The sequence below is a fragment of the Pseudomonas anuradhapurensis genome, from assembly GCF_014269225.2.
In the GTDB taxonomy this organism is placed as follows: domain Bacteria; phylum Pseudomonadota; class Gammaproteobacteria; order Pseudomonadales; family Pseudomonadaceae; genus Aquipseudomonas; species Aquipseudomonas anuradhapurensis.
In genome coordinates this window covers 2599415-2613128 of record NZ_CP077097.1, presented here as the reverse complement: position 1 = coordinate 2613128, position 13714 = coordinate 2599415, and the positions used below count along the sequence as shown (strand labels likewise).

12 protein-coding genes and 1 pseudogene are annotated in these 13714 nt (G+C 64.0%); 1 reads left to right on the top strand and 12 read right to left on the bottom strand.

Going from position 1 to position 13714, the window contains the following annotated elements:
* Positions 1-16: 16 nt before the first annotated feature.
* The 12 genes and pseudogenes from HU763_RS12180 to HU763_RS12125 form a co-directional block, all read right to left on the bottom strand.
* Positions 17-1438: an undecaprenyl-phosphate glucose phosphotransferase gene (locus HU763_RS12180; protein WP_186690313.1), complete on the bottom strand. Its 1422-nt coding sequence runs from the start codon at positions 1436-1438 to the stop codon at positions 17-19.
* A 177-nt stretch (positions 1439-1615) separates the two neighbouring features.
* Complete coding sequence (locus tag HU763_RS12175) at positions 1616-2368, bottom strand: WecB/TagA/CpsF family glycosyltransferase (RefSeq protein ID WP_170030010.1); 753 nt, start codon at positions 2366-2368, stop codon at positions 1616-1618.
* A complete protein-coding gene (locus HU763_RS12170; protein ID WP_186690315.1) occupies positions 2368-3555 on the bottom strand; it encodes a glycosyltransferase family 2 protein in 1188 nt (395 codons plus the stop codon). Before HU763_RS12170 ends, HU763_RS12175 begins: the two co-directional genes overlap by 1 nt.
* Positions 3552-4754, bottom strand: coding sequence for a glycosyltransferase family 4 protein (locus HU763_RS12165; protein ID WP_170034182.1), 1203 nt, complete (start codon positions 4752-4754; stop codon positions 3552-3554). The genes HU763_RS12170 and HU763_RS12165 overlap by 4 nt, the downstream gene beginning before the upstream one ends.
* A 60-nt stretch (positions 4755-4814) precedes the next feature.
* A complete protein-coding gene (locus HU763_RS12160) occupies positions 4815-5816 on the bottom strand; it encodes a VirK/YbjX family protein (protein ID WP_186690379.1) in 1002 nt (333 codons plus the stop codon).
* 15 nt (positions 5817-5831) lie between these two features.
* A pseudogene (locus HU763_RS12155) lies at positions 5832-6806 on the bottom strand (glycosyltransferase family 2 protein); the annotation flags it as partial.
* Between the two features lie 5 nt (positions 6807-6811).
* A complete protein-coding gene (locus tag HU763_RS12150) occupies positions 6812-7336 on the bottom strand; it encodes a serine O-acetyltransferase (RefSeq protein ID WP_186690317.1) in 525 nt (174 codons plus the stop codon).
* 8 nt (positions 7337-7344) lie between these two features.
* Positions 7345-8301 (bottom strand): glycosyltransferase family 2 protein, encoded by a 957-nt coding sequence (locus tag HU763_RS12145; RefSeq protein WP_186690319.1) that lies wholly within the window; start codon positions 8299-8301, stop codon positions 7345-7347.
* On the bottom strand, positions 8294-8911 hold the full coding sequence (locus HU763_RS12140; RefSeq protein ID WP_186690320.1) for an acyltransferase: 618 nt from the start codon (positions 8909-8911) through the stop codon (positions 8294-8296). Before HU763_RS12140 ends, HU763_RS12145 begins: the two co-directional genes overlap by 8 nt.
* Before the next feature lie 105 nt (positions 8912-9016).
* A complete protein-coding gene (locus tag HU763_RS12135; protein ID WP_186690322.1) occupies positions 9017-10483 on the bottom strand; it encodes an FAD-dependent oxidoreductase in 1467 nt (488 codons plus the stop codon).
* A complete protein-coding gene (locus tag HU763_RS12130) occupies positions 10480-10674 on the bottom strand; it encodes a hypothetical protein (RefSeq protein WP_170030022.1) in 195 nt (64 codons plus the stop codon). Before HU763_RS12130 ends, HU763_RS12135 begins: the two co-directional genes overlap by 4 nt.
* A 42-nt stretch (positions 10675-10716) precedes the next feature.
* A complete protein-coding gene (locus HU763_RS12125; RefSeq protein WP_186690324.1) occupies positions 10717-12093 on the bottom strand; it encodes an oligosaccharide flippase family protein in 1377 nt (458 codons plus the stop codon).
* 92 nt (positions 12094-12185) lie between these two features.
* On the opposite strand from HU763_RS12125, the gene HU763_RS12120 reads away from it, so the two are divergent.
* Positions 12186-13712, top strand: a complete 1527-nt coding sequence (locus HU763_RS12120; protein ID WP_186690326.1) for an O-antigen ligase family protein — start codon at positions 12186-12188, stop codon at positions 13710-13712.
* Positions 13713-13714: the final 2 nt, after the last annotated feature.

Below are 13714 nucleotides of genomic sequence, written 5' to 3'. Positions count from 1 at the left end.
CCTACAACAAGCCAGCTCAATAAGCCTGCTTGCCGGTAAACGCGTTCAGCGTGCGTACCAGGATCACGAAATCCAGCCACAGCGACCAGTTGTTGATGTATTCGATGTCCGAGTCGACCCGCTGGATCATCTGCTCGATATCCTTGGTCTCGCCGCGGAACCCGCGCACCTGGGCCAGGCCGGTCATGCCTGGCTTGATGTTGTGGCGGGCGAAGTAATCGACGATGTCCTGCGAATACAGCGTGTCATGTTGCAAGGCATGCGGCCGTGGCCCGACCAGCGACATTTCGCCGGTCAGCACATTGAACAACTGCGGCAACTCATCCAGGCTGGTGCGGCGGATAAAGGCACCGACCCGTGTCAGCCGCGGGTCATTGCGCTGCGCCTGGCGGATCACGCCCTGCTCCGGCTGGTGCACGTGCATGCTCCTGAACTTCCAGATACGGAACGCTTCCCCGGTCCAGCCGGTGCGCTCCTGGCGAAAGAACACCGGGCCGCGGCTATCGAGCTTGATCGCCAGCGCCACGGCAAGCAGCAACGGCGATGCCAGCAGCAGGATCAGCGCCGCCAACACCCGGTCTTCGAGGTTCTTCAGGAACAGGCTCATGCCGGTCAAGGGGGTTTCCGACAAGGTCAGCACCGGGATGCCGGCGATTTCCCGCACGCTGTGGTTGATCAGGCGCAAGGAGAAGATATCCGGCACCCAGTTCACCGCAATGCACTTGTCGAGCAGCTTGAAGTACACATCGTTGATCACCTCGGAACCGCCTAGCGGCGTCACCAGGTACACCGTGCGGATGGCGTGCCGGGCGACGATCTCGTCCAGCTCGGCAATCTGCCCCAGCACCGGCAGGCGTGGCTTGCCTTCGGCACCCTCGCGCCCCGGCTCGTCGAGTTTGTCGATCAGCACGCAACCCAGCACACGTTCGCCGAACCAGGGGTTGTTGCTGATTTTCTGGTAGAGAAAGTTGGCCAGGTCACCGGCGCCGATGATCAGGGCATTGTCCAGGCGTGCATGCGCGCTAAAGCGCTTTTGCAGCTCGCGCACGGCAAAGTGCAGAAACAGCTGGGCGATGTAGCCGATGATGAACAGCTGCACGACCAGCAGCCGCGAATAGGTTTCGCTCTGTTTGGTCAGGAAGGCCATGACCACCAGGAAGCAAAAGGTCGCCGACCACGCCTTGAACAGCCGGAAAGCCTTGATGGAAAGCCCGACGTTGGTGCGGTAGATCGCATAGTGGTCGTAGATGACTGCCAGCGCGCCAACCAGCAACAGCAGCATGATCACGTAGTCGGAGGTGATATAGCCAAACTGGTCGTAGATCAGATACCAGGCGATGCCGGTGACTGCGATGCCATCGAGGCCGGCCTGGATGGCGTTGCTGACGCTGCTTCTTCGCTGAAGCAAGGAACGACTGCTCCTGGGTTCGAAGACCATTTCAGACCTCTTCAATTCGAGCGCAGCAAGTGCCTTTGATCCAACCGCAAGCCTTGAAAACGGCCCATATGCAAAGCCAGCGAAACAGGATCGTGCCGCCCACGACCCTTGCTCTCACTGTAGCAGCCAACCGCCACCAGTGTGCCGGCAACGCCGCTGGCGTACCTTCCAGCCGGCCTACCGGGCGAGCCTGCCTGCGCCTTTGCTGCGGCGGTACAGCAGGGTACGCAGCAGGAACAACGGGTTGCCCACCACATAACGGGTGAACAGGCGCTTGGGTTCACGCGACAGCCGGTACAGCCACTCCCCCCCCAACCCTCGCAGCCACTTCGGTGCGCGGCTGACCTTGCCACCGAGAAAGTCCAGGATGGCCCCGCCGCAGACGATCAGGCACGGCCCGCCAGTGGCCACCAGCCGCGCCGCCACGGCCTCCTGCCTGGGCATGCCCATGCCCAGCACGATCAACTCCGGTTGCCGCTCCCTGGCCAGTTGCAGATAGGTTTCGATGCTGGCAAAGCCATCGTGAACCGACACCGGCAGCACCCCGAACAATGCCGCGCAGCGTTGCACGGCCTGGTCCAGGTACGGTTGCCGGGTCCCCCAGAAGGCCACCCGCCGCCCGCGGTAGGCAGCCATCAGCTGGGGAATAAAGTCGGTGCCATTCATGTTGCGGCCGGGCTCGAGGCCGAGGTGACGATACAGCATCGCCATGCCGGCACCGTCGCGCAGCAGCACGTCGGCCGCCGACAATGCCTGGCTGTAGGCGCGATCGCGTACCACCAGGTTCATCGCATGGGCATTGACGAAACCCAGCACCGTTGGCGCTTGCGCAACGGCGAGGCGCTCGAGCAGGCGCTGCGTTGCAGCGTCGTCGGCCACCGTTTCAAGCTTGCCGATGATGCTGTCCCAGCGTGTCAGCCAGGCGGCCATCAGTCGTCATCCCGTTTCGAACGAACCCAGTCAACCTGGCGCTTGATCAGGAACCCGAGGTACATGGGGACTTTCCTTGCCGCGTAGAACGGCGCGTACAGCAGCACGGAAAACGGGATCAGTTCGCGACAGAAACGCGCCCACGCCAGCGCGACCGCCAGGCCGAGCAAGGCCAACCCGCACAGGGCGATCCATGCCGGTGCCGCCACGCCGAACAGCAGGTAGGCCAGCCAGGCCAGCAGGTTGACCGCGACCAGAGCCAGCACCAGCAAGGCCAAGGGCGGCACCAGCAAGTCCAGGGTCATGGCCAGCAAGCTGCCGTTACCGTGCTTGAGGGCGGCCAGCGCGCGCCTGGGCGCATCGCTCAGCATCAGCCCCAGGTGGCCATGCTCCCAGCGGGTGCGCTGGCTGTTCAGGCCTTGCTCGTTAGCTGGGAACTGGCTGGTGACCAAGGCCTCGGGGCAGAAGATCGGCGGCTTGCCTTGCTGGCACAGGTCCAGGCCCAGCTTCACATCCTCCACCAGGTGACCATTGGCCAGGTCGACCAGGGCCAGGTCATGCCAGCCGAACGCCATGCCGGCGCCCATCAACTGGCACGGCAGGCCCAACCGGGACCAGCCACGTGGGCGGACCAGGTTCTTGACCCGCCAGGCGAATTCAGCGACTTGCACTTTCGGCCCGGCCCCCGCCGGGGCATGGGTCAGGTACAACGCCTGGACCGGGCGGGCGACTTGCTGGCAGCGCAGCGCCAGGCGTTCGATCGCACCCTCGCCCACCCGGCAATCGGCATCCACCACGATCACTACCTCGGGCGGCTGGCGCGCCAGGTGCCGCACGCCAAAGTCCAAGGCGTAACCCTTGCCACGCAGGTGCAGATCGTGCCGCTCCACGACCTCGGCGCCGGCCTCGCGCGCCAGTTGCGCGGTATCGTCGGTACAGTTGTCGGCCACCACCAGCAGGCGGTCGCCAGGCTGCAATTGTGGGGTGATGCTCGCCAGCGTGGCGCGGATGATCGAAGCTTCGTCATGGGCTGGCACCAGTACAGCCACCTGCGCACGCCTGCTGCTGGCGAACGGCTGTACCGGCCTGGGCAGGCAAGCCAGCAGCACTTGCAGCAACAGCAACAGCACCGGTAGCAGGACGATGATCGCCAGCAGGCCGAGAAACCAAGCCAATACACTTATCATGCGGATGCCTTGAAATAGCTGGCCAGCCGGGCCGCCTCGGTGTCGATATCATGCCGTTGCAGCACACGTTGGCGGGCCGCCTCGCCCATCCGCTGCAGCACTTCGACAGGTTGCGCCAGGCACTCGGCCATGGCTGTCGCCAGTTCGTCCACCGCGCCGGCGGGAAACAACCAGCCATTCTCGCCCGGCTGCACCAGCTCGGGAATGCCTGCCACATAGGTGGTCAGCACCGGCCGGCGCAACGCCATGGCTTCCATGATCACCACCGGCAAACCCTCGGCGAAGCTGGGCAGCACCAACGCGCGGGCGGCCAGGATTTCCCCACGCACCTGCGCGCTGCTGATCCAGCCGGTGATACGCACGTGCTGCTGCAAGCCGTAGCGGGCAATCAATGCCTCGATCTGCCCGCGCATGTCGCCGTCACCGGCCAGCACCAGCTCGAAGCTGATTGGCCGTGCCGCCAGTAGCCGTGCTGCTTCAAGCAACAACAACTGGCCTTTCTGTTCACACAAGCGCCCTACGCACACCAGGCGCAGCGCCGCCGGTACGCTGGCTGGCGCCACATCGTGGAAACTGCGCTCGAGGCCACAATGCACCACCTTCACCTTGGCCCACTGGTCGTGTGCCACCCAGCGGAACAGCTGGCTGCGCCCGTACGAACTGACCGCCACGACAAAAGCGGCGCGCTGCACCTTCTCGCCGAGGTGCAGCAACTGTGCTTTGTCGAATTCTTCCGGGCCGTGCACGGTAAAGCTGTAGGCCGGCCCGCCCAATACATGGGCCAGCATCACCACCTCGGTGGAGTTGGTACCGAAATGCGCGTGCACATGTTGCGCCTCGCCGGCATGCAACCATTGCAGCAGCTGGCAGGCCTCGGCCAGGTAGACCAGGTGGTAGGGCCAGCCGCGATCGGCCCGCAAGCCCAGGCGCATGGCCAGCCACAGCGCGCGGCAGAAGCGCCGTGGCTGCCTGCGCAGCACTTGCCAGGTGGGTTGCAGCAAACCCTTGATGCCGCTTTGCAACACATAGCGGGTGTTGCTACGTTCCATCGCGTCTTCGGCGTCCTGCAGCTCGGCGTCCCAGCCGCGCAAGGCAATACGTTGCACCGTAAGCCCCTGCCGCTCCAGCGCGAGGATCTCGCGACGGATGAAACTGTGGCTGACTTTCGGGTACTGGTTGATGAAATAGGCAATGCGCATAGAAATCCAGATCAAGACCCGCATGATGAACCTTCTGACCCGCCGCAGTAGCCTCAGCTGTCACTCCAGGCTGTCGACTACCGGCGGCTGGCGCCCCGCCGATGCCCCTTGGTCAGGTGCATCCCCCTGCTTCTCTTGTAGCCCAAGGTTGTGACCGTTGCCTGCCAAAGCCGCCTGCAAACGCGCGAAAACATCCTCGAGCAGTACCTGGCGACGGCGGTACATCGCCCGTTTCTTGCTCGGGATGTCCTCGTTCGCCCGTTGTGCCGGAGCCATTGGCAGGGCAAAAAAATCTGCACGCTCGCTGGCAATGGCGCCGTGCTCCTGCCAGATCGCATCATAGTTGGCGACCAGGTCCTCGCCCTTGTCATGGCCGAAATACGCGTGCCGGTGGTGGCGGCAGGCATCCCGGACGGCATACAGATGCACCACGCACAAGGTCCTGGCCAGGCACTTCAGCGCTTCGAGCAGCAGGCTGCGCGGGCGCAGCCCCTCGAAGTCCTTGGTCAGGTCGCGGTAGATGGCCAGCGAGGTTGCGCTGTCGACGCCCTTGTGAATGCCCTGCACGGCACCGATGAACAGGCACAGCTCGCCCTGGCTGCGGCACAAGGTGAATGCCAGGGAGGCGACGCGCAGGTCGTTGCGGAACAGGTTCAGCACCAACTCGCCTTCCCGCTTGAACCAGATCGGCCGGTCGAGCACCAGGCGGCAGCCGGGGGAATAATTGGACAGCTCGCACACTACCTGGCTGGCTGTCCGTTCCAGCAGCAACAGGGCCGGAAACTGCCCGGCCACCACCTCGAAGTGCGAGGCCACCACCTCCAGGCGCTGGGGTGCTTCCCAGCATCTGCTGATGTAGGGCCACTGCACCACGCCGATGCAATCCACGCCCAGCCGTCGCCAGCGCGCCTCGCCCAGGGCCAACCTCATGCGCTGCACAAAGGCGTTCAGTTGCGGCCATTGCCGGGCAATCTGACCCATCAACCGGTACTTGTTGTTCAACGCCCGCAACGAGTAGCCCGGTTGCAGGGTGAACACGCTTTTCACGATCGTGCCAAGCATCCATGGTCCCTCTTGCTTGTATTCGATCAAGGCCGGCGTGCCGGCCACGAAGCGCTGCTGCAGGAACCGCAGCTGCCCGAGCATTTCCGGGAACTTGCCCAACACCAGGAACACTGCCTGCAGCCAGTTCTGCCGCGCCGACCTGCCACCGCGGCGGGCCAGGCGCACGACCTGCAGCGGGTAGACCAGCAGCAACAGCAGGCCCCAGCTGCCCAATGCCAGGCAGGCCAGCAACGTCGCCACGGGGATGCCCAGGCCCCAGACCCAGGCGCGGCGCGATTCGCGCAGCCAGTGCCGCTCGGGCGCCCGCCCATGCAGGTAAGCCCCTTCTGCGTAGGCATGGCCGGCGCGCAGGCTGCGCCGCCACCATTGACTGAAACGGCTGATGGCGGCGTCGTGCAGGGTCATCTCGGCGTCCAGACGCCAGATTTTCCACCCCTGGGCGCGCAGGCGGACGCACAGCTCAGGCTCTTCGCCAGCGATCAGCCCGGCGCAGAAGCCGCCGGCAGCGGCAAACGCATCTGCCCGCATCAGGGCATCGCCACCACAGGCCTTGGCCTCACCGATCGGGGTATCCCATTCCAGCTCGCACAACAGGTTGTATACCGAACGCTCGGGGAAACGCTCACGTCGCCGGCCACACACCACCGCCACGTCGGGGTGGCTGTCGAGAAACGCCTGCGCCACCGCCAGCCAGCCAGCGGCGACCTCGCAATCGCCGTCGACGAACTGCACCAGGCGCAGCGACGGCAGCAGCTGTTGCAAGGCGGCAAAGCCTTCGTTGCGCGCGCGGGCGGCGGTGAACGGCTGGCCCATGTCCAGCGCCAGCACCTCCACCCCCAGGCTGCGAGCCAGTTGCGGTGAGCCGTCGCAAGACCCCGAGTCGACGTACAGCACCTGGTCCGCGCCATGCATCAGCGAACGCAAGCAACGCTCGAGGCGCTGGCCTTCGTTGCGGCCAATCACCACCACGCCGATCCCGCTCGCCATGGGTTTCACTCGACCGGCACCGTGCTGGCCACTTGCCGGGCCTTGATGGTGGCCGGCACCCCTACCGCCAGCGAGTTGTCCGGCACATCCACCAGCACCACGGCATTGGCACCGATCACCACGTTGTTGCCAATGCGGATGCTGCCCAGCACCTTGGCCCCACTGCCGATATCGACATTGTTGCCGAACACCGGTGCAATCGGCTCGCTGACGTTCTTCAGGCCCACCACCACGCCGTTGCGGATGCGACAGTCATCGCCAAACCGGGCATAGCCGCTGATCACGATGCCGCCAAAATGGTCGATGACGAAGTTGCGGCCAATCACCACTTCGCACGGCAACTCCACGCCGGTGAGGATTTGCACGCATTTGAACAACACTTTGTACAGCAGCGAAAACAGCTTGCGCAGCGGTGCCGGGCGCACGCCATAGCGCCAGCGGCCGAAGCGGTACACCAGCAATACCCAGAAGCCCTGGGCACCCCAGTCGCCCCCATGGGCCCGCAGGTCGGCACGTACATTTTCGAACATGGCTCCACCTACCTTGTCGGTTGGCTGGCGTACCGGGTCTTGAACAACAGTGACCAGGTCGCCCGGCAGTGACGCCAACAGGCGCTTATCGCGCCCCAGCCGCGTCGTTTCAACAGCGCCTTGAGTGCCAGCACCAGGTCGCCGAGGGTCACCAGCAGCATGTGCAGGGCCAGCCCGGCCAAGCCGTGGTGCTTGCGAAAGTACAGCAGTTCGCTTTCGATCTGGTACGCCGAGATCTGCCGGCTGGCTGCCTCCAGTTCGGCGACCGAGCGCGAGCTCTCGCCACCGATGTGCACCACTGTGGTGTGCGGGTAGAACACCACCTTCCAGCCCGCCGCCTTCACCCGCTTGCAGTGGTCGACCTCTTCGTAATAGAGAAAGTAGCGCGGGTCGAACAGCCCCACCTGGTCGAGCACTTCGCGGCGCACCAGGTAGAAGCAGCCAGGCAGCCAGTCGCATTCGCGCACCGATGCGTGGTCCCAGTCCATCTCGTCGACCATCTTCAGCCCCGGGAACAAGCGCCCCAGCCCGGTGCGCCCGACAAACACGTTGAGCGGTGTCGGAAAGTAGCGGCAACTGGGCTGCAGATCGCCGTCGCGGCCCTCCAGGCGCACACCCAGCACGCCGCACTCGGGGTGCGCCTCCATGTACTCGAGGGTCTTCTGCAAGGAGTCGGCAGCCACGAAGGCGTCGGTGTTCAGCAGCAAGGCGTACTTGCCCTGCAGGTGCGCCAGCAGCTGGTTGTTGGCCCGGCCGAAACCCACGTTGTGCTTGTTGCTCAGCAACAGCGCCTGCGGGCACACCGTGGCCATGCGCTGCAGCGAGTCATCCACCGAGGCGTTGTCCACCACCAGGTAGTTGGCCAGCCGTTCGCCGTCGGCCCGGCGCAGCGCATCGAACATCGGCTGCAGCAGCCCGGCCGTGTTGAAGTTGACCACCAGGACATCGACCGGTTTGCTAGCCATTGCTGCCATCCCCGAAGAAGTACTGGCGCCGTTGCGCCATCAGCAGCGGCTCCAGCTCGGGGTCATAGGCGCCGTTGCGCTGCTTGACCAGGTCGATCCACGGGTAGGCTTCGCAACGTGCCTCGACCCGTTTGATCAACTCTTCGGTGGTACAGATGAATTCTGCCGGGTTGCCACCAAACACCGTGCCTGGCGGCACGTCCTTGGTCACAACCGCGCCGGCGGCGACGATCGACTCCGGCCCGATGGTCACGCGCGGCATGATGATCGCGCCATGGCCGATGAAGCAGTTGTCCTTGATGTCGATATAGCCGACCGAATCCAGGTGCTTGCCGAAGCGGTGCTCGATCAGCAATACCACCCCGTCATGACCGATCAGTGTGCAGTCGGCCAGGCCCACACTGTTGCCGATACGCACCAATGAAGGGTCGAGGAACTTGCTGCCTGGGTTGGCGTGAAAGTGGCTGCCCACCGAATGAAAGTTGCCCCAGCGGCTGAGGTACGCGCCCCACTCGAGCGCTGTGGGCCTGCAAAACCTGCGGTAGAACGAGCTGCCGCGCCCGGTTGCATGGACAAACTGCGCCACGGCCTTGCGTATCCATCCCTTCATGCTGCCAGCCTCGCACTCTAAGCAATCTGGACTGTTCCTGAGGCGCATCCGGTCTCGTTCTTGTGGGTGCTGACCGCAACGCACTCAACCCGTTCACAACGTTTATCACCCCATAGCATCCCTGGCCGCGCTCATCCTGGCATCCAGGTGGTCGGCCAGGCGCAAGGCAAACTGCAGCAACGGCAAGGTCGGATTGGAGGCACCGCCGGTTGCGAAGATGCTGCTGCCAGCGATGTACAGGTTGGCAATCCCGAACACCTTGCAATCGCGGTCGACGACACCGGTTTGTGCGGAGGACGCCATGCGCGTGGTGCCCATGTGGTGGGCATGTGGCGACATCCTCAGCGGTATCGAGGTGTCATAGACATAGTCATTGAGCTTGATGAAACCCAGGTCGGTGTCGGCCCATTGCTTGGCCAGTTCACTGCCAATGCACTTGATGGTGTGCCGGTCATCAGCGGTCAGGGCCCAGTTGACGTTGACCTTGGCGACACCGAGCGCGTCCCTCTCGTCCAGCAGCGAAATGCGGCTGTGCAGGTTGGGGAACTGTTCGATCAGGGTGCTGATGAGGCCGTCGCCGGGGCAACTGAACCGGGCGACGAAGGCGATCTTGCTGGCGACCCCCATGTCGCAGGCCAGGTTTTCCAGAAAGTTCTTGACCTCGGCCGTGCGCCCGTAGGTCTGCACTTCGGCCAACAGGGCGGCCCTGACATTGCCCTTGCCGGCCTTGTACGCGTCAATGAAGGTATCGGTGGTGAAGTACTCGCGTGGCTCCGGGGCCAGCCCCGACTTGAGGATGAAGGTGCCCAGGTCGATGTTCAGGTGCTCCATGAAACAGCTCCCGACCAGCCCATCCTTGCTCACGATGCCCGCACTCAGCAACGATTCGCTGTTGAGCAGTTGCCTGGCATTCTCGATGCCGCCGGTGGCCAGCACGAAGGTTCTCGCCACCAGGCGCTGGCGGTTGCGCTGGTAATCGGACAGGACCACCGCAGCCAGGCTGCCGGTGGCCTCGTCGTACTCCAGGTCCACGCAATTGCAGTTGATGAACACGTCCAGGCCGTCGGTCTGCTCAAGGGCGGCGGCGTATTTCTGCGCAAACCGCGTGGGCGGGCTGAGCAGGAAGCGGTCCGGTTCGAATTCGTCGCCACCGAGCCCGCTGTTGATTGCCTCGAAATCCGACCCAGGTGGCAAGTCGACGATGTCCATGGCGGCAGGCAGGTAGCTGGCAATTTCCGCATAGGGGATCGGCCAGCCAGGCAAGCCACCGATCGGCGGAAGGGCGAAATCCGAGGCAGTGAACGGCCTGCAACGGCCTGCCCAGTGGTTGGAGGTGCCACCCAGGTAACGCAGGCGGGACTCCTTGGCATACAGCTCCAGGCCGGTGGACTTGCAGGCATACAGGTCTTGCGAAAGCGATGAATACTCGCGCCCGCCCCCTTCGGCAAGCAGCACGCGCCAGCCAGCGGCAGCCAGGCGCAGGGCCAGGGTGATGCCGGCCGGGCCAGCGCCGATGATGCAGACGTCGTAGCTGTCGCGCAGGGTCTTCTGCTGTTGGTAATCCTTGATCATGCTTGCTCGTTCCGGAAGTAACGGGACGGCAACACCCAGCCATTGATCAGCACGTGCCCGCGCTTGCCGCCACGTTCGCTGGCAATGGCTGTAGCAGTAGCGAACACTGCCCCGCCGACGCCCAGCAAGACACAACTCTGGATAAAGCCCCTGCGCCCCAACTGCCCAGCACAAAAAGTCAACTTGTCCATGGCCCGGCCTGTGCCCTTGAAAGTCTCTTTCGGCAAGCCGCATCACAGCCAGTTGAAAAAGGCTGTCAGCAGCGCCCCGCAAAGCGCGCCGATCAGTAGCATCGGCAGCACCATCAGCTCACGTTTGAGGCTGAAGATATCCAGCTTGCAATTCACGTACACGATCAGCACCAGCGTCGGCAGGGTGTGCAGTGCCACCCCCCAGATCGCCCAGTCCACGCCACCAAGCATCAGCAACAACGGCAGCAGCCCCCACAGCGAGACCAGGCGGATGATGTTGTCGATGGCCTGGTACTTGGTCAGGCCCAGGGCAATCCACACCTGGTGTGCCAAGGTATAGCGCAATGTGAGGAACGACAGCGAAAGAATAGCCAGCATCGGGCCAGCTTCACGGTAGCGGTCGTCGTACATCCAGCCGATCAGCAACGGGCTGGCAGTGAGGAACCCGCCACAGATGAACAGTACCAGCAGGTCGACCAGCAGGCGGAAGCGGTGATACAACGCCTTCAGGCGCTCCTGGTCGCCGGCCCGGGCTGCCTCGCTGAAGGCGGGGAGCGCCACCGCCCCGAAAATCTTCATCAGTGCGGTCTGCACCGCACCCAGGATGAGTACGGCAATCGAATAGACCCCCAGTTGCGCCGTCGTCATGCTGGCACCGAACCAGATGCGGTCACCGTACATGGCCAGCACACCCACCATCGACGACAACAGGATCCAGCGGCCAAACACGATCAATTCGTTCAACGCACTGCGGTCCCACTGCAGGCGGTTGCGCGGCCCCTCGAGAACAGTATGGCCGAACAGGGTCCAGGCCAGGGCCGACACCAGGCCGGCGATGACCAGTGCCCAGACCGAGTGGGTCAGGTAACCCAGCACCAGCATCACCACCAGGCCGACCACTTGCGAGGCCAGGTCGACCAGCGCCACGCGCTTCTGTTGGAAAGTGCGCACAGCCACATCTATCTTGGTGGACTGGAAACCCCAGATCACCGCCGACAGCGCGGTGGCCGCCAGCACCATCGGCAGCTCGGGTTCGGCATAGGTGGAATCTGCCGGCCACACCTCGGCGCGCTGGGCAAGCCAGGCCGCCAGGGCCAGCAGTACGGTCAGGACGAACAGCACCAGGCCGCGGATGATCTGCACCGTCCAGGCGGTATTGAGAAACTGCGGGTCATCGCCGCGCTGGCTCTGCACGATGTTCTGCCGCAGGCCGACATCGGACAACAGATGCAGGAGTACCGAAACGGTGTTGGCAATGACCATCACCCCGAACATTTCCGGCACCAGCAGGCGGGCCATGAGCAGATTGCCGCCAAGGCGCATCGCTTGTGACGCCACCTGCGAGACCAGGTTCCACGACCCGGCCTTGAGGGCCCGCTTGCGCAGGCTCGCGGCGGCTGACACATCAATCGACGGCATGACATCAATCTCTGACTGACTAAAAAGTCACTATAGTTTCAATTAGCCACGATGCTAGCCGTTGCCCACCGAGGGAAAGGTGCCCATAGCCGATGCCTGAACATTTGCGTGCGTTGATCGTCATCCTGTTCCTGGCTAGCGTGGTCTTTCTGCTGGCCCGGCGGCCTGCCTGCGACCTTATCCCGCTGCGCGACTTCAAGCGCCGGCGCAACCTGTGGTTCCTGCTGACCCTGCTGGCCTTCTTCTCGCACAGTTTCTGGCTGTACCTGGGCGCAGGCGCAGTCATCCTGTACATCGCCGGGCGCCGCGAGCACAACCCCATGGCGCTGTTCTACCTGCTGCTGTTCCTGATCCCGCCGGCTTCGCTGCAGGTGCCGGGGTTCGGCCTGGTCAACTTCCTGGTCGAACTCAACCATATCCGCCTGTTGAGCGTGTGCGTGCTGTTGCCGGCAGCGCTGGCCCTGCGCCGCCAAGGCGACACCCTGCGCTTCGGCCGCACCTGGCCCGACAGGCTGCTGGCGGCGGAGCTGCTGCTGATGAGCGTGCTGTACCTGCGCGAAACCACCCTGACCGACACCCTGCGCCAGACGTTTTACCTGTATATCGACGTGCTCCTGCCGTACTACGTGGCCAGCCGTGGCCTGCGCCAGATCAGCGATTTCAAGGACACCCTGCTGGCCTTCGTGCTCGCCTCCTTCCTGCTGGCCCTGATCGGTGTCGCCGAGTATGTGCGCCACTGGCTGCTGTACAGTGCCCTGGTCGACGCCATGGGCGTGCCATGGAGCATGTCCGGCTACCTGGACCGCGGCGGTTCGCTGCGCGCCAGTGTCACCACCGGGCAGGCCATTGTGCTGGGTTATGTGATGAGCGTGGCCATTGGCCTGTTCCTCTTCGTCCAGGGTTACGTACGCCGCCCCTGGCAGCGTTTGATGGGAGCCCTGCTGCTGGCCGCCGGGCTGTTCGCGCCGCTGTCGCGCGGCCCGTGGATCGGGGCCATGGTCATCGTTGTGGTATTCGTCGCCCTCGGCAAAGGTGCGCTCAGGCGCCTGGCACTGCTGGCTGCGGCCGGCATGCTGGCCCTGCCCCTGCTGACCGCCGTGCCCGGTGGCGACAAGGTCCTGGACCTGCTGCCGTACATCGGCAACGTGGACAAGGACAACATCACCTACCGCGAGCGGCTGATGGACAATGCGTGGATCGTCATCCAGCGCAACCCGCTGTTCGGCTCGTTCGATTTCCGCAATACCCCGGAAATGCAATCGATGATCCAGGGTGAAGGCATCATCGACATCGTCAACACCTACATCAATGTGGCGCTGCGGGTCGGGCTGGTCGGGCTCGGCCTGTTCCTGGCGTTCTTCGCCAGCGTGCTGCTCGGCCTGCGCAAGGCCATGCGCAGTTTCCCCGACAAGGACGACGAGCGACGCCAGCTCGGCCGAGCGTTGCTGGCGACGCTGGCCGGCATCCTGGTGATCATCTTCACCGTCAGCAGCATCACCTTCATCCCAGTGGTGTACTGGACGATCGCCGGGCTGGGCGTGGGCTATAGCCAGATGGTACGGCGGCTTCACGACAGCCAGGTCAGCGAGCTGGCCGGCTCAGCCCTTCAAACCGGGTAATG